Consider the following 23,873-nt stretch of genomic DNA (forward strand, 5'->3'; position numbering starts at 1 on the left):
TGTAAGAGAATAGTTTAAATTTAATGAGGTGATTGATTATGAGATTTAAAAAAATGCAAGGTGCAGGCAATGATTTTATACTATTAGATGGGATAAGAAATACTTATGAAGACTATTCAAAAATAGCTAAAAAGCTTTGTGATAGACGTTATGGTATTGGTGGCGATGGATTAATGGTAGCAGAGAAGAGTGAAATTGCAGATATAAAAATGGTGTACTATAATTCAGATGGGTCAAAAGGTGAAATGTGTGGAAATGGAATTAGATGTTTTTCGAAATTTGTATATGAAGAGAAACTTGTAGATACTGATGAGATAAAAATAGAAACGGGTGATGGAGTAAAAACATCATATTTAAAAATAGAAAAAGATATTGTCAAAGAGGTTACTATTTACATGGGAAAAGCAAGAATGACTCCAAAAGAGATTCCTGTTGATTCAAATTCTAAAAATATATTAAGAGAGATAATTAGTGTAGGTGGAGAAGAGTTTGAATACTCAGCAGTGCTGATAGGAGTTCCACATGCAGTTATAATAAAAGATAATTTAGAGAGAGTTGATGTAAATAAAGTTGGAGAAGAGATGGAAAAACATAAAGTATTTCCAAAGAGAATTAATGTAAACTTCATAGAGATTTTAGATAAAAAAAGATTAAAAATAAAAACGTGGGAGAGAGGTGCTGGAAGAACACTAGCGTGTGGAACGGGTTCTTGTTCAGGAGCGTATATAGCCAATTTGTTAGATTTGGTAGATGAAGAGGTTATGGTAGAAACAGAGGGTGGAGTGTTAAAAATTAAGATAGATGGAGAAGATATCTTTATGACAGGAGCAGCAGAGACCACATTTAAAGGAGAGATAGAATGGGAATAGCAGAAAAAATTGTATTTATAATATTTTTGATTTTAATAAGTGCCTTTTTCTCAATGGCAGAGATATCATTAGCAGGAGCTAGAAAAATAAAGTTGCAACTTCTAGTTGATGAGGGAAATTTTAATGCGAAAAAAGTAATAGATTTACAAAGTAATCCGGGGAATTTTTTTACTACAGTTCAAATAGGGTTAAATATTGTAGCGATATTAGCCGGGATAATAGGAGATGGTATTTTATCACCTATTTTAAATAAATATATTTCAAATCCAACAGTTGCATTTTTAATATCATTTGCTTTTGTAACAGGTGCATTTGTTGAATTTGCAGATTTGATTCCTAAAAGATTAGCGATGGTTTATCCTGAAAAGATAGCGGTAACTTTGGTGAATCCAATGAGTTTAACAATAAAATTATTAACACCTATTGTATGGGTTTTTAATGGAGTCGCAAATATGGTATTTAAAATTTTTGATACACCTATTTCAAGAGATGAATTGATAACTCATGATGATATATTTGCACTAGTAGATGCTGGAGCGGAAGCAGGAGTTGTTCATACAAAAGAACATCACTTGATAGAGAACGTTTTTGAGTTAGAGCAAAGATGGGTGTCATCAGCAATGACAACAAGAGATGAGATAGTTTATTTTACATTAGAAGAGACAGAAGAAAGTATAAAGCAAAAGATTGCAGAGTATCCTCATTCAAAGTTTTTGGTTTGTGAGAGTGATATCGATTCTATTTATGGTTATGTTGGATCAAAAGATATTCTTCCAAGAATTTTAAAAGGAGAATCAAGTGGCCTTCAAAATATAAAAGAGATTACAAATAGAAATATTTTGATTATACCAAATACTTTAACTTTATCTGAAATGTTAGATAGATTTAATGAAGCTAGAGAAGATTTCGCGGTGATTTTAAATGAGTATGCTCATGTTGTTGGAGTGATAACTTTAAATGATGTTGTATCTACTTTGATGGGAGATGTTGTATATCCGATGCAAGAGGAGTATATAATAAAAAGAGGCGATGGTTCTTGGTTGATAGATGGTGTTACGGCAATAGAAGATGTTAAAAAAGTTTTAGAGATAGAATCATTCCCAGAAGAGGATAGTTATGAAACTATAGCAGGATTTATGATGTATATGCTAAAAAGTATCCCTAAAAAGGGAGCACATATAGAATATAATGGATATAGTTTTGAAGTTGTAGATGTAGATAATTTTAAAATAGATCAGTTGTTAGTAATAAAAGAAGATAAAGAATTAAAAGAAAGTATTGATGAATAATAAAAAAAGTGACCTTAAATTTTAAGGCCACTTTTTTTATTATCTAGTTATATTTTGTTCTTTAGCTATTCTTTTAACCTCATCAGCTACAACTGTAGCAACTCTAGGATCAAAAGCATTAGGAATAACATATTCAGAAGTTAGTTCCTCTTCAGAAACAAGCTTAGCAATTCCAACAGCAGCAGCAATCTTCATCTCTTCTGTTATTTTTTTAGCTTTAGCATCTAAAGCTCCTCTGAAGATTCCAGGGAAAGCTAAAACGTTATTAACTTGATTAGGATAATCAGATCTTCCTGTACCAACTATTCTAGCACCTCCAGCAATTGCATCTTCGGGCATGATTTCAGGATTTGGATTAGCCATAGCAAAAACTATAGAATCTTTGTTCATAGTTTTAACCATCTCAATTGAAAGAATATTAGCCGCAGAAACTCCAATAAATACATCTCTACCCTCAACTGCTTCCTTTAAACTTCCTTTGATGTTATTAGGATTTGTAATATCAGCAATTTCTGATTTTAAGAAGTTGTATTGAGCTTTATTATCTCTAGTTATTATACCATCAATATCATTAACAACGATATCTTTGGCACCCATTTTGATAAGAAGCTTGATAATAGAACTTCCAGCAGCTCCAGCACCACTAACAACAAATTTAGCAGTTTCAAATGATTTGTTAACTAACTTGAAAGAGTTGATAAGAGCAGCAACAACAACAATTGCAGTTCCATGTTGATCATCGTGGAAAACAGGGATATTTAGTTCCTCTTTAAGTCTAGTTTCAATCTCTACACATCTAGGAGCAGAGATATCTTCAAGATTTATTCCACCAAATCCAGGAGCTATAAGTTTAACTGCCTTTATAATCTCCTCTGTATCTTGAGTATCTAAACATATTGGGAAAGCATCTACTCCAGCGAATTGTTTAAAGAGAATAGCTTTTCCCTCCATAACAGGAAGCGCAGCCTCAGGACCGATATTTCCTAAACCTAAAACAGCAGAACCATCAGTTACAACAGCAACCATATTTCCTTTTGATGTGTATTTATAAACATTCTCTACATCTTCTTTAATTGCCATACAAGGTGCTGCAACTCCTGGAGAATAAGCAAGACTTAACTCCTCTTTATTTGTGACAGCCACCTTTGAAATCACTTCGATTTTTCCTAAGTGAGCTTCATGTAATTCTAAAGATTTTTCAAAAACTGTAGACATAAAAATTACCCCTTTAATTAAATTTATTTTATTATTTATTTTGAGCTATTTCTAGCAATTTCGTATAAATCATTTCCTTCCGTATCGTTTATAACAATAGCGGGGAAATCAACAACCTCAAGTTTTCTAATAGCTTCGGCACCTAAATCTTCATAAGCGATAATTTCACTGCTTTTAACAGATTTAGCTATAAGAGCAGCAGCACCACCAACTGCAGCAAAATAGATAGCACTATTTTTAACAATGGAATCTCTAACTTTTTGGTCTCTAGCACCTTTTCCAATCATTCCTTTAAGACCTTGGTCTAAAATTTCAGGAGAGTAAGAATCCATTCTATAACTAGTAGTAGGTCCACAGCTTCCAATTGGTTGACCAGGTTTTGCTGGAGTAGGACCAGCATAATATATTATTTGACCTTTCACATCGAAAGGTAACTCTTTACCTTCTTCTAGAAGTTTAACTAGTCTAGCATGTGCAGCATCTCTAGCAGTATATATAGTTCCTGTAATAGAAACGGCATCACCAGATTTTAATTTTTTAATATCTTCATCTCTTAGTGGAGTAGTTAGTTTAATCATAATGTAACCTCCTTGTGTCTAGCGGCATGACAGTTCAAATTAACAGCAACAGGTAAAGAAGCGAAGTGGCAAGCTTGAGTTTCAACTTTGACAGCTAATGCTGTAGTTTTTCCACCAAGACCTTGAGGGCCAACATTTGTATTGTTAATTAATTCTAAAAGTTCTGCTTCTAAAGCGCCAGCAATTGGATCAGGATTAATATCGTCAATCTCTCTTAAAAGTGCTTCTTTAGCTAGTTCAGCACATCTTTCAAAGTTTCCACCGATTCCAACACCAACAATGATAGGGGGACAAGGATTTCCACCAGCATTTTTGATACTATCTACTACGAATTTTTTAATACCTTCAACTCCATCAGCTGGCTTGAACATTTTTAAGGTACTCATATTTTCAGAGCCTCCACCTTTAGGGGCAACTACTATTTTAACTTTATCTGAACCAGGGATAAGCTTAGTGTGAATAACTGCAGGAGTATTATCCTGAGTATTTATTCTGTCAAGAGGATGTTTTATAACAGATTTTCTTAAATATCCATCTTTATATCCTTTAGCAACTCCAGCGTTTACAGCAGAGTAGATATCCCCATTAATTTTTACTTCTGTTCCAATTTCTAAAAATACAACAACGAGACCAGTATCCTGACACATAGGAACATTATCTTTAGCAGCAATCTCATCATTCTCGATGATTTGGCTTAAAATCACCTTACCTAATTCACTTGTTTCTGTAGTTTGACATTCTTTAATCTTGTTTAGAACGTCATTTCCAATGAAGTAGTTGGCTTCAATACAAAGTCTAGCCACCTCATTAGTAACTAAATCTAAATCTAGTACCTTCATTTTTTCCTCCTTAATTTCTGTGTATGCTTTTTGTCTATAAAATTAAAGAAAGGCACCATCTTTATTAAAAACAACAAAGAGGTACCTTCTTAAAAAAATTACTTTTTGATTTTAACTCTCATTAAAAGGTCTCCTATTTTAACATCCCCAGAAGCAACAACTTCTAATGCTTCAACTTGGTCCATGTTAGCGATAATAACAGGAGTTTTAGTTGATTTAGCATTTTCTTTAATATAAGCTAAATCGTATTTAATAAGTTCATCTTTAACCTCTACAGTTGATCCAGGTTCAGCGACTCTAGTGAATCCTTCTCCGTTTAATTTTACTGTGTCAATACCAAAGTGAACAATTAACTCAAGTCCGTTAGAAACTTCAAAACTAACTGCGTGGTTAGTAGCGAAAATATCAATTTCACCAGCTACAGGTGAGCATATAGCTCCCTCAGTAGGGTCGATTCCACATCCGTCTCCAATCATTTTTTGAGAGAAAGCGTCATCTGGTATTTCGCTTAAAGGAATAACTTTTCCGTTTAATGGTGAGTAAATATTGAACCACTCATCCTCTTTTTTCTTTTTAAAGAAATCAAATAATCCCATAGTCAAATCTCCTTTCAAATTAAATGCGAAACATATGTAGTATTATTTCACATTTAGTTCATTAAATCAATAATATTTTTAAAGAAAAGCATACAAAGAATAAAAGAAAACTCTATGTACTATAAATAAATTATATCATAAGTATTAAATATTTTCCTAGAAAATTATTTATATTTTTTTGAACAATAAAAAAAACTTATGTGTTGATTAATTACATTAATAGTCGTTTACTTAAAAGAGTGAATGGAAATTAAATAAAACTTGACAAATTTAAAATAAAACTTTAATATTGAAGTAAAGTTATATTTTGAACCATATATACTTCGAATACGGCGAAGAGTTTCTACGAGCTACCTTAAATAGCTTTCTATGGGTCAAAACTTAGATTTTTTATTTAAGTTTTTTTGACCTGTTTACACAGGTTTTTTTTATTTTCAGAGTAAATAATAATAAAAATATTTAAAATAAAATTTAGGAGGGAAACATGGAAAGATTGTTTCAATTAAAGGAACACGGAACAACAGTAAGACAGGAGATAATAGCAGGGGTTACAACATTTTTAACAATGGCGTATATTATATTTGTTAATCCGTCAATCTTATCGATGACTGGAATGGATAAAGGAGCTTTAATAACTGTAACATGTTTAGCATCAGCAATAGGAACTGCGATAACAGCTTTTTGGGTTAACGCTCCATTAGCAATGGCACCAGGAATGGGATTAAATGCATTCTTTACTTTTACATTGGTTTTAGGAAACGGAGCGACTTGGGAGCAAGCTCTAGGAGTGGTATTTATATCTGGGGTTATATTCTTAGCATTAACATTCTCAGGATTAAGAGAGAAAATAATTGATGCAATACCGGCAGAGTTAAGATTAGCTGTTGGTGCAGGAATAGGGTTGTTTATAGCGTTTTTAGGAATGCAAGGAATGGGACTTATAGTAAGTAATCCAGCAACAATTGTAGCCTTAGGAAAATTTAATTTAAATGTAGTTTTAGGATTGATTGGATTTGCAATCATGGGATTATTAGAGATGAAAAAAGTAAAAGGTGGAATATTAATAGGAATTGTTACAACAACAGTTCTAGGAATAATATTTGGAGCGGTAGAACTACCTTCTCAAATAATTTCAATGCCACCGAGTCCAGCACCAATAGCTTTAAAGTTAGATGTTTTAGGAGCAATAAAACCGATATTCTTAGGATCGATATTCTCATTCATGTTTGTTGATTTATTTGATTCTTTAGGAACAATAATGGCTTGTGCTCACGAAGCAGAAATGATAGATGAAAAGGGTAAAATAAAGAATGTAAGCAAAATATTAGAAGCTGATGCGATAGCAACAGTAATTGGATCACTTTTAGGAACATCAACGACAACAACGTTCGTAGAATCTGCATCTGGAATAGCGGTAGGAGGAAGAACAGGTCTTACAGCACTAACAACAGCGATATTGTTTGCGGTATCATTATTCTTCTCACCAATCATTGGGGTAGTACCTGCATTTGCAACAGCACCAGCGCTTATATTAGTTGGAGTATATATGTTTAAAAATCTATTAGATATTGATTTCCATAATATAGAAGTAGCAATTCCATGTTTCTTAATAATAATAATGATGCCGTTGACTTATAGTATTTCAATTGGAATATCATTTGGATTTATATCTTACATAGTAGTTTCAGTATTTAGTGGAAAAGTTACAAATATAAAACCAATTATGTGGATAATTGGATTCTTCTCAGTTGTAGAATTAATGTTTAAATAATAAAAAAAGGAGTTTATCTTGAGTGATAAACTCCTTTTCTATTTAAGCTCTATTTTCTAAATTAATATTTTGCTCGTTTTTAAAAATCATACTTCCAAAGAAAGTTATTAAAGATGGCATAATCCATGGGAATCCAGCTTTAGCTAAAGGAATGAAGTTTAAATCAATTTTAAAAGTTTCTGCAATACTGATAATAAGCGTTACAGTTACGACAGCTTTGAACGTAAAGTGATTTTTAACTCCTAAAATATTTAATAAAATAAGCACGATAGTTACAGGATATAGTATAACTAGAACAGGAACAGATAAACTAATAATGTAGTCCAATCCAGCAACAGAGAGTATTGTAGAGAAAATACACATACCTATAGCTATTTTTTTATATGAAATTTTAGTTAATTTTGAGAACCAATCACTAGCGAGAGCAACTAATCCAACAGAAGTAGTAAGACATGCAGCAGCAACGCAAATTCCAAAAGCGATTTTTCCAACATCTCCTAAAGTAAGCTGAGCAAGAGTCAGTGTTGTTTGCGCAGTAGTTAATCCCTTGATACTACTAATCTGTGCACCTAAATATATTAAACTTAAATAAATAAAACCTAATCCTATAGCAGCTATAAAACCAGCATTACTTAAAAACATTTTTTGTTCATTTTTATCTTTTATACCTTTTCCTTCAAGTCCACTGATAATAATCACTCCGAATAAAACAGAAGCGAGAGCATCCATAGTCTGATAACCACTTATAAATCCATAAGAAAGAGGATTAGTTGAAATAGTGGATTCGACAGGTGTTCCTAGATTGCCAGTAATACCAAGTATAGTTATTAAAAATAGAATAAATAAAATAACTGGAGTAAGAAATTTTCCAAGAATATCAGTTATGCTAGATTCATTTAAAACTAAGAATAGAGTAATACCAAAAAATATTATTGAAGTGATGATTGCAATAATAGTTGGATTAGCATTTGGAAATAAAGGAAGAACTCCCATTTCAAATGTTGTAGAGCCAGTTCTTGGAATAGCGAATAGAGGACCAATAACTAATATCAATACAGTAGAATAAACAGTATTAAATTTAGTTGAAACTTTATTTGCAAACTCTTCAAGACTCCCAACTTTGGTAAAAGCTAAAATTCCTAATAATGGTAAACCAATTCCTGTAAGGAAAAATCCTAAACCAGCTTGAAACCAATCTTGACCAACAGCAACTCCAACAGAAGGTGGGAATAGTAAGTTTCCAGCACCGAAAAACATAGAGAATAGGGCGAACCCTAAAATTAATATCTCTTTCTTTTTGTTCATTATAACCTCCAAAATTTAAGTATTATAGTATTAAAAAAATGTGTGTGTTTAAATAATTAGCAAAATTGTATCAAAAAAATGAAAAAAAAGCAAGTTTAAATATTTAAAATAAAGCATAAGTGTACTTAAAAAATAGTACATAGAACAGAAAAAACGTCAACTAAAAAGAGAAACATCAATAAAATCAAGCTTTTATAGTTTTAAAATACGAACAAAAAAATAAAAAAATTGTTATCTACTAAATAAAAATAATAAATGCTAGGATTATAGATAAGAAATATACTTAAAAAATAAGCAGTCAAGGAGGCAAAAATGCAATGGATAAAGCAAATAATAGATGTTGTTAATACAATTCTATGGGAAAAAAATATTTTGGTAGTTATGTTAATAGGGATGGCGTTATATGCGAGTTATAAAACAAAATTCATGCAAGTTAGATTATTTGGTGAAATAGTTAAAACTTTAAAAGGTGAAAATACAGATGGAGAAGGAATGAGTTCACTAGAAGCTTTTTATTTGGGAACGGCTTGTAGAGTTGGAGCAGGTAATATAGCAGGAGTTGTGGCAGCTATCTCTATAGGTGGGCCAGGAGCATTATTTTGGATGTGGGTTGTGGCACTATTAGGAGCATCGACATCATTTATAGAATCGATTTTAGCGGTTATTTATCGTGAAAAATCTGAAGATGGAAGTTATAGAGGTGGAACACCGTGGATAATAAAAAATAGACTTAAAAAGAAGTGGCTAGGAGTGGCTTATGCAATAGCTTCTTTACTGTGTTATGTAGGGGTTATCCAAGTTATGTCAAACTCAGTTACAGAATCTATAGTAGGAGCATATAAAATAAAACCGATGATAGTCGGTATAATTTTATCGAGCTTAGTGGCGCTGACAATTTTTGGAAAAGGTAAAAAAGATAAGATAGTAGCAGCTTTAAATAAAATAGTCCCAGCAATGGCAGTTACATATTTAGCAGTGGTATTATACATACTAATTACAAATATAACGGGAATTCCAGCTGTATTCACAAAAATATTCTCTGCTGCTTTTGGAGTGAATCAATTTGCTGGTGGAGCATTAGGTGGAGTTATAATGCAAGGGGTTAGAAGAGGATTATTTTCAAATGAAGCAGGAAGTGGAAATGGAAATTATGCAGCAGCACTAGCAGATGTCGATGAGCCAGTTAAGCAAGGAATGGTTCAATCGTTAAGTGTTTTTGTAGATACGTTAGTAATTTGTAGTGCGACAGCTTTTGTTATATTACTAGCAGATGGAGTTGCTGTTGAGGGATTAGGAGGAATGGTTTTATTCCAAGAAGCTTTAAAAAGTCATATTGGTTGGATTGGAGCACCATTTACTGTGGTTATTCTATTCTTCTTCTCGTTTAGTACAATATTAGGAGTTACTTTTTACGGAAGAAATGCGCTTTATTTTATAAGTGAAAATCCGAATGTAAATTTAATGTATCAAGTTGTTGTGATAGCAATGGTTTATATAGGAGCCGTAGAACAGAATTTCTTTGTGTGGTCTCTAGCAGACTTCGGATTAGGATTGATGACAGTTTTAAATCTAGTAGCAATATCACCACTAATAGGAGAAGCGGTATCACACTTAGAAAGATATGAAGCGAAAATAAAAGATAAAAGAAAAATAAATATCTAAAAAACATTTTAACAGAAACACTATTGAGTAATTAAAAAAATGAGTATGCATTTTTTAATTAAATAGGTTTATACATAAAAAATTACAAACGGGAGGAAAAATGCAGACTGAGATACAAAAAAAGAAAAAAGGCTTAGTGGATAGTTTTTTAAATATAATAGAAAAAGGTGGGAATGCTTTACCTAATCCAGGAACTTTATTTGCAATACTAGCTTTAGTTGTTATTTTAATATCAGGGATAGGTGGAGCTTTAGGCTGGTCAGTGAGTTTTGTAGGAATAAACGGAAGAAGTTTAAAGACAGAAGAGATGACAATTTATACTAATTCTCTAATGACAAAAGAGGGTATAAACTATATATTTAATTCTATGGTAAAAAACTTTACAGATTTTGCTCCGCTAGGAACAGTACTAGTGGCTATGATAGGTATAGGAATAGCTGAAAGATCGGGCTTAATTGCAACTATTTTAAGAAAGGTAGCATTATCAACACCTAAAAAAATGGTGACTATGATGGTTATATTTTTAGGAATAATGTCGAATGTAGCGGCAGATGCAGGTTATGTAGTATTACCACCTTTAGCTGCATTGATATTCTTATCGTTTGGAAGACATCCTATAGCGGGTTTAGCAGCTGCGTTTGCAGGAGTTTCAGGAGGGTTTTCAGCTAACTTGTTAATAGGAGCTTTAGATCCACTTTTAGGAGGAATTTCAACTGAAGCTGCTAAGATTCTAGATCCAAATTATGTTGTTTCACCATCTGCAAATTGGTATTTTATGATTGCCTCAACATTTGTAATTACTATTTTAGGAACTTTAGTAAACTCTAAAATTGTTGAACCGAGATTAGGAAAATATATTGGAGAAGAAAAAATAGAATTAGAACAGATAACTCAAGAGGAGAAAAATGCTTTAAGAATTGCCGGAATAGCCACAATAGTAGTAATTATAATATTAATTCCAGTATATTTTGCTTTAGGTAAAAATTTCTTATTGAGTGGATTAGTTCCTGCAATTGTTTTATTCTTTGCAATTCCAGGATTAGCGTATGGTAAATCTATTGGAACAATAAAAAATGATAATGATGTGATGGGGATGTTGACAAAGTCTATGGAAGGTATGGCAGGATATATAGTTTTGGTATTCTTTGCAGCTCAGTTTATAGCATATTTTGGATATACAAATTTAGGAACGATACTAGCTGTAAAAGGTGCAGACTTCTTAGAAACAACAGGAATAGGAGGAATTCCATTAATTATAGGATTTATAATGATTGTAGGATTCTTGAATCTATTTATGGGGTCGGCGTTAGCTAAATGGGCTATTTTAGCTCCAGTATTTGTACCGATGTTAATGAGAATAGGCTATTCACCTGAATTCACTCAATTAGCATATAGAATAGGAGATTCGACTACGAATATAATCTCTCCTTTAATGTCATATTTTGCTATGATAATTGTATTTATGCAAAAATATGATAAGAAATCATCGATTGGAACTTTAATATCTATAATGCTACCATACTCTATTGTATTCATGATTGGGTGGTCTATATTCTTAGCGATATGGATGTTAAGTGGATTTCCTATAGGTCCAGAAATAGATATTTTATTAAAAGGTTTTTAATGTGACAGGATATTCTCATAGATTTTTTTTAAAAATTAATATATAATAATACAAAGAAAAATATGGGAGATAGATGATGAAGAAGATTAGGGTTACAGTTTCGGAAGATATTTGGAGACTTTTAAAAAAAGATTCAGAAGAGTTCGGGATAAACAACAATAAACTTTGTAATTTTATTTTAGATAAATTTAAATATTCTAAAAAGTTTGATCTTGATAGATTTATTGAACCTCAAGGAAGACCTTTGAAAAAAGTTATACAATTTGATTTGAATGTTTCAAACAAAGGGATATATTATGATATATTGAAAGCAAATGATGTAGATGTTGAAGCTGAATTTTTTAGAGAATTATTTGAAGTTTATTCATCTCAATTTAAATATCAGAGAGAAATTTTTATATTTCAAGAAACCTATAAAGCTGTTTTAGAAGCAATAAAAAATAAGGTTAAAATGAGAATCTTATACATGGAAGAGAGTTTTACAATATCACCATATTTTATAAAAAGAGAGGATCAAGGAGACGAAAACTTTATATTTGCATATGATGATGAAAATAAAATATATAGAAGTATAAAATTAAAGGATGCTATTATTTTAGGAACTTTAAATGAAAAGATTCAAGTTAGAGATAAAAAGTATATTGAAAATATGAGAAAAAACTTTGATCCATTTTTAGGTGAGAGGTTAATAATAAAAGCAAGATTTACTCCACGAGGTGAGAGTATGCTAAAAAGTTTTACAAACTATAAACCGAAGTTGATAAAAAAAGAAGAGGATATATATTTCTTTGAAATGACTTTGGAAAATGCGAAATTTTATTTTGCATCTTTTTTGAAAGAAGTACGAATAATAGAACCTCAAAAATTAAAGGATGAATTGAAGAAATCTTTTTTAGAAGCATATAAGATATATGAATAAGAATTGTATAAACACTTGAAATAACGAAAAAAAAGTGTTATTATTAACAAAAATTAAAAATAATTATTAAAATAAAAAGCAATCTTAATATTCAAGATTGCTTTTTTAATAAATTTTATATGGGGAGGACGTATGAATAAGAGAAAAGAGATTGTTGTTTTAGGGTTGGCATTATTTTCAATGTTTTTTGGAGCAGGAAATTTATTATTTCCCCCTTCGTTAGGGGTTGCAGTTGGGCAAAGTTGGATTTCAGCTGGAATAGGTTTTTTTGTAACTGGAGTAGGATTGCCACTATTGGGAATATTAGCCTTTACAAAAGGTGGAACATTGGATGAGTTTGCAAGCAAAGTATCACAAAAATTTAACAAGGCTTATTTAACAACACTTATTTTAGTTATAGGGCCATTATTTGCAATCCCTAGAACCGGATCGACAACATTTGAAATGGGAGTTCTACCATTAATAGGGGGAGCAAATCCTAAATTGATGGCGATAGCGTGTTCAGTACTGTTTTTTACGATTACATTATTTTTAGTAATGAATGAATCTAAGGTAACAGATATTCTAGGAAAATTTTTAACACCAATTATTTTAGTTATATTAGTTCTTATAACTATATTTGGTATTTTGAATCCAATTGGAGAAGCAATTCCAACAACTGTAAAAGGAAGTCAATTTGCATATGGATTTATAAATGGTTATCAAACAATGGATGCTTTAGCTTCAGTTTTATTTGGAGTTGTAATAATTAAAGGTTTAGAAACGAAAGGAATAAAAGATTCTAAAGAACAAAAATCGTTCTTAACGGGAGCAGGAGTAATAGCAGCAATAGGACTAGGAGTAATATATTTTAGTTTGATATACTTGGGGTCTCAAATTAGTTTTATGAAAAATTTATCAACAGCTCAAATAGCTTTGACTATAGCAGAATTAACACTTGGTAGTTCGGGTAAATTGGCATTTGGAATATGCGTTGCGGCAGCATGTTTGACAACATCTGTTGGATTGACAGCTTTAGTTAGTGATTGGTTCTCAAAGTTAATGGGAATTTCTTATAAAAATGTTGCGATTATAACTTGTGTATTTTCAGCAGTTTTAGCAGTAGCGGGATTAGATTATATAATTAACTTAGCTATTCCTGTATTAGTAATATTATATCCATTGACAATTGTTTTAATTGTTTTAAACGTTTTTGGTGTTGAAAATAAAAATTGTTATATTTTTACAGCTTTAGTTACTTTGATAGTTAGTACACTAGAGGTATTAAAGATAGATTTATCAATTATTCCACTTGCAGATTTAGGTTTTCCTTGGATAGTACCGGGAATAGTAGCCTTTGTTTTGGCAAAAATAACAAAAAAATAATAAAAAAGTTGTTTGTATATACTTAATATATTAAAAATGAACTCAATCAAATTTGATTGAGTTTTTTTTAAATATTCACTTGAAAAAAAAGGGGAAAGGGTGTATAATTCGAAACTGTACGAAAAGAAATCAGGAGGAAAAAAGTGAAGGTTTATTTAACAAACAAAGAAACAACAGAACAAGTTCTTCTTTTAGGAGAAAACAAAGGGCATTACACATTTACAAAAACAGTTTTACTAGGATTTATGGGAGGTGTATATATAGCTCTTTCAGCATTAGGAAATTTAATTGCTAACTTTACTGTAGGTGGAGGGGCAGGGAAGTTTATTGGTGCTGCAGTTTTCCCAACAGGATTGATGTTAGTTGTTTTGGTTGGGGGATCACTATTTACTGGAGATTGTTTAGGATTATTAGCATTTACAAAGGGTAAAGTAGAAAAGACAACATATGTGAGAAATTTAAGTGCAGTTTGGATAGGGAACTTTTTAGGATCAATATTTATAGCTTATGTGTCTTATTTAGCAGGAAATTATTCATCTCCTGAATTTGCGAAATATGTAGTTGGAGTTGCAGAACATAAAGTGCATTTAACTTTCGTAGAAGCTTTAGCTAGCGGGTTTTTATGTAATGTTTTAGTTGCTATAGCGGTATGGTTTGCATTAGCAGCAAAAGATTTAGCAGGAAAAATTTTAGCAATTTGGTTCCCAATTATGTTGTTCATTTTAGGAGGGTTCCAGCACGTTGTTGCAAATATGTATTATATAAGTATGGGAAAGATTTTAATGTCATCAGTTTATTCTCCAACTGAGATGGGAATTCATTTCTTGGCGGTAACAATAGGAAACTTCTTATCAGGAGCTTTATTCTTACCTTTAATCTATAAAAAGTTATATATGAACGATTAATAAAAAAAGAGGAGTCGCTTAATTCTAAGCGTACTCCTCTTTTAAATTACTATTTGTTTCTATGAACAGTTCTTCCATCAGCTTGATGGTTTGGTGTCATTGCAATTTCTGTTAACTGAACATTTTCAGGTAAACCAGTGGCATAGATAACAACATCTGCTACGTCATCTGGAGTTAAAGCATCAATACCCTTATAAGTATTTTTCGCTTTTTCACTATCACCTTTAAATCTTACTTTGCTAAATTCAGTTTCAACTAAGCCAGGTTTGATATTTGTAACTCTGATATTAGTGTCAACAAGGTCGATTCTAAGACCGTCAGAGAATGTTTTTACAGCAGCTTTCGTTGCACAGTAGATAGCCCCACCAGCATAAGCGCAATCTCCAGCGATAGATCCGATGTTAACGATATGTCCACTATCATTTTTTAACATTAAAGGAACAATAGTACTAGTTACATAAAGCATTCCTTTTATATTAGTATCGATAACAGTGTCGATATCTGTAGGTGATGCAAGATAAACTTTATCTAAACCTAAAGCTAATCCGGCATTATTGATTAAAATATCAATCTTTCTAAAAGATTCTGGAAGAGAGTTTACTTGTTCTTCGATATCTGAGCTTTTAGTTACATCCATAACTAAAGTATAAACTCTAATTCCATATTTTCTAATAAGCTCTTCTTTTAATGAATCAAGAAGGTCAGAGCTTCTCGCTGTTAAAATTAGATTAGCACCTTTTTCAGCATATGCAAGAGCACAACTTCTTCCGATTCCTTTTGTAGCACCTGTAATGAAAACCGTTTTACCATATAATTTGTTCATAGAAACCCCCTTAGCTTAAAATATAAGCATTTTTTATTTTTTCAACACTATCATAAATATTTGTGTTTAAATCTATTTTAATTGAAAAATCAGAAGAGATTTTATAAAGTGTTTTTCTTTTTTCGTAAAGCTCTTCAATGGTTTTAAAAATATCTTCAGAGTTATTTAGAAGAGGTCTAGTCTTACTTCGTTTAACTCTCTCGTAAATTGTATTTATATCACAATCTAAATAAACAACAAAAGATGTTGTCTTTAAGTTTTTGATATTTACATTATCAACGATAGCGCCTCCCCCAGTTGAAATAATAATATTATTATCTCTTGACTCCTCTTCGATAATTTTTCTTTCAAGATCTCTAAAGTATTTTTCACCATATTCTTCAAATATTTCAGAGATAGTTTTCTTTTCTCTGATAGATATACAACGATCGATATCTATAAACTTCATATCTAGACTTTTAGCAAGAATTCTTCCAATTGTAGTTTTTCCGCTACCCATAAAGCCTATGAGAGCAATATTAGCTTTCATAAAACTTAGAAATGCTCTCCGTTATCATAATAATCAGAACCTTCAAGGGGATAGAAGATAACAGTAGTATCATTATCATTAGTTAGTTTTTTACAAAATTTAGTAATAAAGTTAGCAACTAAATCTTTTGTTTCTTGTCCTCTATCAAACCAAGCAACATCAACAAATATATATCCAGGAACGATAGCTCCATCAAAGATGTACTCAGTTTCAGTATGCTCAATTGTGAACCAAGTTCTGTCACATTTGATAATATTAGTTAAACCATCGATTAATTCTTTGCTATTTTCGATTAAAATTTTCTTGTCAATACCTCTAAATTTTAAGTGTGGCATTTTAGTCCTCCTTTTCTGGTAGAAGAATAATTTCTACACAGTTATTTATATTAAGTGCTCTATTAGAAAAATTAACAATAGAGTTATAGTTTACAATTTTATTATACCTCATAGGAGTATAAAATTCATAGTCTGATATTAAAATTTTTTTCTCAAGGTAGTTGTTCCAAAAATTATTAGTTTTTAATGCTGTTTCAAAAGTGAGTTCATAATTTTTTTGAATATCCAAAATCTTATTTTGTGGAAACTCTCCCTTTTGTATGTTTTCAATAACACTTTTAGTTTTAGAAATAACCTCTTCAACTCTTTTAGTATCTGTACTAAACATTATCTGTAGATAGTTTTCTCCAAAATTTAGCTTCTCCAAGTTTGTTGAAGAAGATATAGAGTAAACTCCACCTATTTTTTCACGAACATTTTCGATAAGTAAGATATTCAACAAGCTTGATAATCCATTGTATAAACTTCTATTTTCTATATTAAATGTACTTTTATATGGAAATGTTAAAACAACAGTTGCTTTTTTATCGATACCCTGAACGATAGTTTTCTTTAGCGATTCTTGGGGATATTTTACATCTAATGGTTTTAAATTAGATAAAATATTTTCTGTAGGAAGATTTGCAAAATAGTTGTTTAAAATACTGATAACTTGATTTTCGTCAATTGAACCAGTAATAACTAATTTATAATCTTTAAAACTACTAAAAAGATCTAAGTAAGTTTTTTCTAGATTCTCTTTTGTTATAAATTCAAGATCATTTATTTCTAGAGGTGTTCTTCTAGGATGATTAGAATTTAAAGTTTCAAGATAAGTTTTTCTAAAAGTAGATCTAGGAGAAAAATCACGATTTTTAATCAGTTCTCTATTCGTTTTTAAAGTCGTTTCGATAATATTATCATCAAATTTCGGTTTATTAATTAAAGTTCTGAAATATTTTAAAGCTTCATTTAAATCCGATTTATTAGATACTATTTTAAATCCTTGAGTATAATCATTTATATAACTATCAACACTAAAGTTTTTTCCCTTGAAATATATTTCTAAAGAATCGTATCCGATATTTCCAACACCAGAATTTGATAGAATTTCAGGAATGAAAAGTGTATTTATGTATTCTGAATAATCTAAGCTAGAGCTTCCTTGAAGTTTGATTAGATTGATGTTTATTTTATCTTTATCAAAACTAGTCTCTTTAAAAAATACTTCAATCCCATTAGAAAGTTTTAGTTGTGTGTAGTCTTTATTTTTTTTGATTATTTCAGTTTTTCCAGGTTCATTTTTTATCTCGGGTATTTCAATATTAAAATCTAATGATTTTATATTAGAAGTATTTTGGATAAGTAGGGTATCAATATATTTTTTTAAATCATTCTCTTTGGGTAGAGTGTCTTTCATGTTTTCTCTAGATGTAATTAAGACATCATAATTTAAAGATAGAATATTAAAACTCAAGTTTTTTAAACTCTCAACAGAAATCTCTTTAATAAGTTTTGAAGTTAGATTATACTCTTCATCAGGACTTAAAAAAGTATTATTGTTTAGTATGTAATCCACAATAGAAGATATGTATGTATCATTCTTAATACTTTCTTTATTATTTGTTAGTGTTTTTAAATTATTGATTAAATTAATTTTTTCATTCTCTAATTCCTTAGATGAGATTCCATTGATAGAAATATCTTTAAGGTTGTTAATAATAACTGATACAGTTTCGTTCACACTATCCTCTCTGATTAAACTAGAGACTGCATACAATCCTGTTTTATCATTTAAAGAAAAATTGTAGATTGACGAATAAACAAAAGGAGAATTTTTATTTTTGGATAAAATAGAAAATCTAGTATTTAAGATTGAGTTAAATAATATTTTTTCAAGACCTTTTTTAAATGTTTCCTCACTATTTACAGGCTCTATATTTTCTTTCCACATAATATTAAGATTAGTTGTAGTTAATTCGGGATCTGTAAATATTGTAACTGAGTCCTCTTTGGATAATGCTATATCAAACTCCTTTTTTTCAGGGGAAGTTTTATTTTTCAATGAAGAGAAGTTGTCTAGTATAAGTTTTTTTACTACAGCAACATCAAAATCTCCTACAGCAACTACAGCCATATTTTGAGGTTGATACCATTTAGTGTAATAATCTCTTAAAATTTCAGGGGTAGCATCATTAATTGTTTTGGGAAAGCCAATAGGAAATCTTTTTGAATACCATGAGTTTCCGTATAAGATTTTTTTCTGTAAATCTCCAACTCTTTGTGAAATACCCTGACGAAGCCTCCATTCTTCGATAATAATCTTTTTTTCGTTCTCAACATCTTTAGGATCTAATGTTATTTCAGAAGACCATTCTTTTAACACATCAAATCCAATAGATAAATCTTTTTCAGAAGTAGGAACTTGAAGCTTATAAACCGTTTCAGAAAAACTTGTATAGGCATTTAAATCTCCACCAAAACTAAGACCAAGAGATTGTAAATACTGGATAAGTTCGTTTTTTTGATATTTAGTAGTTCCATTAAAGGCCATATGTTCTAAGAAATGAGCTAAGCCTTGTTGATTATCATCTTCTAGAAGTGATCCAGCTTTAACAACTAGATTTAAAGAAGCTCTATTTTCAGGTTTTGTATTTTTAAGAATATAGTATTCTAAACCATTATCTAGTTTTCCAGAGATGAGATTCTCAGAAGGAACTAGTTTGTGAATAGAATTTGAAAAAGAAAAAATTTGTAAAAATAAAAAAAATAAGATGGTAAATGATATTCGTTTATTCATAAAATCCTCCTCGGTAAGTTCGTTATGATATAGATAAATAGTAACATTTTATATCTTTTATTAAAAGGATTATTTAGTAGATTTTTTTATATAAAATTGATAAAATATATAAAGTAAATATTATTAGTGGAGGCTGGCGTGAGAATAAAAGACAAAAGGAAATTTTTCAGATTTCTAATATTACTGGTGATTTTTATCTTTACAATCTCTTGTGGAGTAAAAAGATTTGTATTTAATGACGAACCTAAAAAAGTAGAGATGGTAAGTGATGAAATAAAGGTTGATGTATTATCTTTGAATAAAGATAATACTCCTTTAGAACTTAAAAAAAAAGAGTTAATCGAGGTTAAAAAAGAAGAGGAGACGAAAGAGGTAATTTTCGAAGAGAAAAAAGAAGAAAAAATAGAAAATCAGCCTAAAAAATTTAATTTTATAAAGAATCAATCAATTTTTGTATTTAAAGATGAAAATCAAAAGGAGAGAGTTGATACATTAAGAAAGAGTACGAAAGTTGAAGTTTTAGAAGAGAAAACTATAGGAGAGGGCGACTTGAAAAAAAGTGTTCTAAAAATATCTTATAGAAAAGATTTGAAAGATAAGATTGGTTGGATTGGAAAAGTGGAGTTGGCTAAGACTCTTAATGAAACTTTGCCGGCTAATTGGAAAAATATAGATTTTAACACAAGTTATCCTATGAATAATTTTGCTAATAATCCAAGAGTAGATGTAAAAGGGATTTATTTAAACATCTATACTATAGGAAGTACAAAGAAAATGGAGAGATTAATAGAGCTTGCTAAAACAACTGAAATTAATGCCTTTGTAATAGATGTAAAAGATGATAATGGGGTTTTATCGTTTGAGATGGAAGCACCTAAGAAGTTTGGGGTGCAAGCTACAAAGAATTATCCTATAAAAAATATAGAGTTATTTATGAAAAAATTAAAAGAGAATAATATCTATGCTATCGCAAGAATAGTGTCTTTTAAAGATCCTACATATGCTAAATCTAATTCTGATAAAGTGATTATTTCAAGAGATACAGGTAAACCTTATACAAACAGTGATGGGATAATTTGGGTTTCACCTCATGATAGAAATTTATGGGAATATAATTTGGCTGTTGCAGAGGAGGCAGCTAAAGCAGGATTTAATGAAATTCAATTTGATTATGTAAGATTCCCTGCATCAAATGGTGGAAAACTAGATGCGAAATTAAACTATAGAAACACTAAAAATGAATCTAAACCTGAAACAATTCAAAAATATTTAAAGTACGCTAGACAAAGAATCAATGCATTAGGAGTTTATACAAGTGCAGATGTATATGGTCAGGTTGGAACATTTAGTGATGATATGGGATTAGGTCAACATTGGGAAACAGTAAGTCAAGTTGTAGACTATATATCGCCTATGATGTATCCAAGTCATTATGGAAATGGAGCGTATGGAATTCCTGTTCCAGATGCGCAACCATATAAAACTATATATCATTCTGTTAGAGATTCGATAAATAGAAGTGAAAATATTGCTTCGCCAGCAACTGTGAGACCTTGGATTCAAGCTTTTACAGCTAAATGGGTAAAAGGGTATATTCCTTATAATGAGAAAGAGATAAGAGAACAGATAAAAGCGATGAATGATTTAGGTGTGACAGAGTATCTATTGTGGAGTCCTAGCAATAATTACAAGATTACAGCGAATTAAAAATAAATGTTTAAAAAAAGTATAGTGTATGATATAATGTCATTTGACTAAATTGAAGGAGAAAAAATTGGAAGGAATAATAGTTATAGATAAACCTATCGGTATAACTTCTTTTGATGTCATAAGGGTTTTGAGAAGGAATTTAAAAGAGAGAAGAATTGGACATACAGGAACTTTAGATCCGTTGGCAACAGGAATTCTAGTGATTTGTGTTGGAAGAGCTACGAAATTAGCTCAAGATATAGAAGGATATGAAAAGGAATATGTTGCAGATTTAGAACTTGGTTTTAAAACGGACACTTATGATATAGAAGGAAAAACTTTAGATAGAGTAGAAAATTTCAATATATCTGATGAAACTTTTAAAGCGACTTTAGAAACATTTAAGGGTGATATAAAACAAATACCACCGATGTATTCAGCAATAAAAGTTGATGGAAAAAAACTTTATGAATTAGCTAGAGAGGGAGTAGAAATCGAAAGAAAAGCTAGAGATGTTAGTATAACAAACTTAGAAACAATATCTTTTGATGGAATCAAAGCTAAAATTAATTGTACAGTTTCAAAAGGGACTTACATAAGAAGTTTAATCTATGATTTAGGAGAAAAGCTAGGTACTTTTGCTACAATGACAGGATTAAGAAGAACTAGAGTTGGAAAAGAGGATTTAGATAGATCGTTTACTTTAGAGAAAATAGAGGAAATGGTTGCAGAGAATAATTTTTCATTTTTAATTTCTGTAGAGGATTATTTTAAATTCCCAAGAACAGATATTGAAGATGAGAATGATTTAAAACTTTTTGTAAATGGACAAAGATGTAAAAAAAGAATAAATGAAGGAAAATATAGTGTTTATTCTAAGAATAAATTTATAGGCTTAGGTGAAGTTACAAACGGTTTGTTAAAAGGTTATAAGTATTATTAATTTTAATAGAGAGGAAGAGATTATGAAAATAAAAAACATTGCGATTATAGCGCACGTTGACCATGGAAAAACAACTCTGGTTGACTGTTTATTAAGACAATCAGGAGTTTTCGGAGCTCACGAACTTGAAAAAGTTGCAGAAAGAGTAATGGATTCAAATGATATTGAGAAAGAAAGAGGAATTACAATTTTCTCTAAGAATGCTTCAGTAAGATATGGAGATTACAAGATTAACATAGTAGATACTCCAGGACATGCGGACTTCGGAGGAGAAGTTCAAAGAATCATGAAGATGGTTGACTGTGTTGTTTTACTAGTAGATGCGTTTGAAGGACCAATGCCACAAACTAAATATGTTTTAAAGAAAGCTTTAGAGCAAGGGCATAGACCAATAGTTGTTGTTAATAAAGTAGATAGACCAAACGCAAGACCTGAAGAGGTTTTATACATGGTTTATGATTTATTCATAGAATTAAATGCAAATGATTTACAATTAGAGTTCCCTGTTGTTTACGCTTCAGGAAAAGCTGGATTTGCTAAGAAAGAATTAGAAGATAACAGCGACAACATGCAACCATTATTTGAGACAATTTTAGAGCACGTTGAAGATCCAGAGGGAGACAGCGCTAAACCAACTCAGTTCTTAATAACTAATATAGAGTATGATAACTATGTTGGTAAACTTGCTGTTGGAAGACTTTATAACGGTACATTAAAAAGAAACCAAGAGGTTATGTTAATAAAAAGAGATGGAAAACAAGTTAGAGGAAAAGTATCTGTAATGTATGGATATGAAGGTCTAAAAAGAGTAGAGATTCAAGAAGCTTTCTCAGGAGATATCTTCTGTGTAGCAGGATTAGATAATATAGATATCGGAGAAACAATTGCTGATTTCAATGAGCCAATCGCATTACCAGTAATCGATATAGATGAGCCAACACTTGCTATGACATTTATGGTAAATGATTCTCCATTCGCTGGAAAAGAAGGAAAGTTTGTAACTTCTAGAAATATCTGGGATAGATTACAAAAAGAACTTCAAACTAACGTAAGTATGAGAGTAGAAGCTACAGAAAATGCGGATGCATTCGTAGTTAAAGGAAGAGGAGAACTTCAACTTTCTATACTTTTAGAAAACATGAGAAGAGAAGGATTTGAAATTCAAGTTTCAAAGCCAAGAGTATTATTAAAAGATATCGACGGAGAAAAATTCGAACCAATCGAGTTAGCAATGGTTGACGTTGACGATGCATTCGTAGGTGTTGTAATTGAAAAAATGGGAATCAGAAAAGGAGAAATGATAACAATGACTCCAGGAACTGATGGATACACAAGATTAGAGTTCAAGGTACCTGCAAGAGGATTAATCGGATTCAGAAACGAATTCTTAACAGATACAAAAGGAACAGGAATCTTAAACCATTCATTCTATGATTTCGAACTTTACAAAGGGCCAATCCCTACAAGACCTAAGGGAGTTTTAATCTCTTTAGAGCAAGGAACTACTGTAGCTTATGCTTTAGGTGGATTACAAGACAGAGGAGTATTATTTACTGAACCAGGAGTTGCTGTTTACGAAGGAATGATCGTAGGAGAGCACAATAGAGAAAATGACTTAGTAGTAAACGTATGTAAAGCTAAGAAATTAACTAATATGAGAGCTTCAGGAAGTGACGATGCTATAAAAATGGCAACACCAAGAAAATATACTCTTGAGCAAGCTTTAGACTATATTGCTGATGATGAGTTAGTAGAAATTACACCAGTAAACATCAGAATAAGAAAAAAGTTCTTAAAAGAAAGCGATAGAAGAAAAAACTCTAAATAATACATAAAAA

20 protein-coding genes and 1 riboswitch are annotated in these 23,873 nt (G+C 30.8%); of the genes, 11 read left to right on the forward strand and 9 right to left on the reverse strand.

Annotation, left to right across the window (positions count from 1 at the left end):
• Window positions 1-38 precede the first annotated feature (38 nt).
• Entirely contained in the window at window positions 39-869 is an 831-nt protein-coding gene (dapF, locus tag L992_RS01785; RefSeq protein WP_047380649.1) for a diaminopimelate epimerase, read from the forward strand.
• Complete coding sequence (locus L992_RS01790; RefSeq protein WP_047380648.1) at window positions 860-2,158, forward strand: hemolysin family protein; 1,299 nt, start codon at window positions 860-862, stop codon at window positions 2,156-2,158. Before dapF ends, L992_RS01790 begins: the two co-directional genes overlap by 10 nt.
• A gap of 39 nt (window positions 2,159-2,197) precedes the next feature.
• On the opposite strand, the gene L992_RS01795 is transcribed toward L992_RS01790, so the two are convergent.
• The 4 genes from L992_RS01795 to L992_RS01810 all read right to left on the reverse strand — a co-directional run bounded on the left by L992_RS01795 (window position 2,198) and on the right by L992_RS01810 (window position 5,386).
• A complete protein-coding gene (locus L992_RS01795; protein WP_047380646.1) occupies window positions 2,198-3,373 on the reverse strand; it encodes an NADP-dependent malic enzyme in 1,176 nt (391 codons plus the stop codon).
• Window positions 3,374-3,408: 35 nt separating this feature from the next.
• Complete coding sequence (locus L992_RS01800; RefSeq protein ID WP_047394095.1) at window positions 3,409-3,951, reverse strand: Fe-S-containing hydro-lyase; 543 nt, start codon at window positions 3,949-3,951, stop codon at window positions 3,409-3,411.
• Window positions 3,948-4,790 carry a fumarate hydratase gene (locus L992_RS01805; protein WP_047380642.1) on the reverse strand — a complete coding sequence of 281 codons (843 nt, stop codon included), beginning with the start codon at window positions 4,788-4,790 and terminating at the stop codon, window positions 3,948-3,950. Before L992_RS01805 ends, L992_RS01800 begins: the two co-directional genes overlap by 4 nt.
• Window positions 4,791-4,888: 98 nt before the next feature.
• On the reverse strand, window positions 4,889-5,386 hold the full coding sequence (locus L992_RS01810; protein WP_047380640.1) for a PTS glucose transporter subunit IIA: 498 nt from the start codon (window positions 5,384-5,386) through the stop codon (window positions 4,889-4,891).
• Window positions 5,387-5,678: 292 nt separating this feature from the next.
• Window positions 5,679-5,776, forward strand: a riboswitch (purine riboswitch).
• A 94-nt stretch (window positions 5,777-5,870) separates the two neighbouring features.
• Between L992_RS01810 and L992_RS01815 the strand changes: the two genes are divergently transcribed.
• Entirely contained in the window at window positions 5,871-7,157 is a 1,287-nt protein-coding gene (locus tag L992_RS01815; protein ID WP_047394097.1) for an NCS2 family permease, read from the forward strand.
• A 42-nt stretch (window positions 7,158-7,199) separates the two neighbouring features.
• Here L992_RS01815 and brnQ (L992_RS01820) read toward each other — a convergent pair whose 3' ends face one another.
• Window positions 7,200-8,462 carry a branched-chain amino acid transport system II carrier protein gene (gene brnQ, locus L992_RS01820; RefSeq protein ID WP_047380636.1) on the reverse strand — a complete coding sequence of 421 codons (1,263 nt, stop codon included), beginning with the start codon at window positions 8,460-8,462 and terminating at the stop codon, window positions 7,200-7,202.
• 312 nt (window positions 8,463-8,774) lie between these two features.
• On the opposite strand from brnQ (L992_RS01820), the gene L992_RS01825 reads away from it, so the two are divergent.
• The 5 genes from L992_RS01825 (at window position 8,775) to L992_RS01845 (ending at window position 14,937) form a co-directional block, all read left to right on the forward strand.
• Window positions 8,775-10,124 carry a sodium:alanine symporter family protein gene (locus L992_RS01825; protein ID WP_047394101.1) on the forward strand — a complete coding sequence of 450 codons (1,350 nt, stop codon included), beginning with the start codon at window positions 8,775-8,777 and terminating at the stop codon, window positions 10,122-10,124.
• A gap of 112 nt (window positions 10,125-10,236) precedes the next feature.
• A complete protein-coding gene (locus tag L992_RS01830) occupies window positions 10,237-11,748 on the forward strand; it encodes an AbgT family transporter (protein WP_047394132.1) in 1,512 nt (503 codons plus the stop codon).
• Between the two features lie 76 nt (window positions 11,749-11,824).
• The gene (locus L992_RS01835) at window positions 11,825-12,667 is read left to right on the forward strand and encodes a WYL domain-containing protein (protein ID WP_047394104.1); all 843 of its coding nucleotides are present in this window, start codon (window positions 11,825-11,827) and stop codon (window positions 12,665-12,667) included.
• Between the two features lie 132 nt (window positions 12,668-12,799).
• Complete coding sequence (brnQ, locus tag L992_RS01840) at window positions 12,800-14,032, forward strand: branched-chain amino acid transport system II carrier protein (RefSeq protein ID WP_047380630.1); 1,233 nt, start codon at window positions 12,800-12,802, stop codon at window positions 14,030-14,032.
• A 143-nt stretch (window positions 14,033-14,175) separates the two neighbouring features.
• Window positions 14,176-14,937: a formate/nitrite transporter family protein gene (locus L992_RS01845; RefSeq protein ID WP_052191621.1), complete on the forward strand. Its 762-nt coding sequence runs from the start codon at window positions 14,176-14,178 to the stop codon at window positions 14,935-14,937.
• Window positions 14,938-14,986: 49 nt separating this feature from the next.
• Here L992_RS01845 and L992_RS01850 read toward each other — a convergent pair whose 3' ends face one another.
• The 4 genes from L992_RS01850 to L992_RS01865 are packed head-to-tail and all read right to left on the reverse strand — an operon-like array spanning window position 14,987 to window position 19,403.
• Window positions 14,987-15,760: an SDR family NAD(P)-dependent oxidoreductase gene (locus L992_RS01850; protein ID WP_047380628.1), complete on the reverse strand. Its 774-nt coding sequence runs from the start codon at window positions 15,758-15,760 to the stop codon at window positions 14,987-14,989.
• 10 nt (window positions 15,761-15,770) lie between these two features.
• Entirely contained in the window at window positions 15,771-16,289 is a 519-nt protein-coding gene (locus L992_RS01855) for a shikimate kinase (protein WP_047380626.1), read from the reverse strand.
• 5 nt (window positions 16,290-16,294) lie between these two features.
• Window positions 16,295-16,624, reverse strand: a complete 330-nt coding sequence (locus L992_RS01860) for a DUF1904 domain-containing protein (protein ID WP_047380625.1) — start codon at window positions 16,622-16,624, stop codon at window positions 16,295-16,297.
• Window position 16,625: 1 nt separating this feature from the next.
• Entirely contained in the window at window positions 16,626-19,403 is a 2,778-nt protein-coding gene (locus L992_RS01865; protein WP_047394106.1) for a pitrilysin family protein, read from the reverse strand.
• Between the two features lie 138 nt (window positions 19,404-19,541).
• Here L992_RS01865 and L992_RS01870 point away from each other — a divergent pair, with 138 nt between their 5' ends.
• The 3 genes from L992_RS01870 to typA all read left to right on the forward strand — a co-directional run bounded on the left by L992_RS01870 (window position 19,542) and on the right by typA (window position 23,863).
• A complete protein-coding gene (locus L992_RS01870; protein ID WP_156110627.1) occupies window positions 19,542-21,110 on the forward strand; it encodes a putative glycoside hydrolase in 1,569 nt (522 codons plus the stop codon).
• Between the two features lie 67 nt (window positions 21,111-21,177).
• Window positions 21,178-22,035 carry a tRNA pseudouridine(55) synthase TruB gene (truB, locus tag L992_RS01875; protein ID WP_047380622.1) on the forward strand — a complete coding sequence of 286 codons (858 nt, stop codon included), beginning with the start codon at window positions 21,178-21,180 and terminating at the stop codon, window positions 22,033-22,035.
• Window positions 22,036-22,057: 22 nt separating this feature from the next.
• Complete coding sequence (gene typA, locus L992_RS01880; RefSeq protein ID WP_047380619.1) at window positions 22,058-23,863, forward strand: translational GTPase TypA; 1,806 nt, start codon at window positions 22,058-22,060, stop codon at window positions 23,861-23,863.
• The last annotated feature ends 10 nt before the right edge of the window (window positions 23,864-23,873 follow it).

The sequence above is a fragment of the Cetobacterium sp. ZOR0034 genome (assembly GCF_000799075.1).
Taxonomy (GTDB): Bacteria; Fusobacteriota; Fusobacteriia; order Fusobacteriales; family Fusobacteriaceae; genus Cetobacterium_A.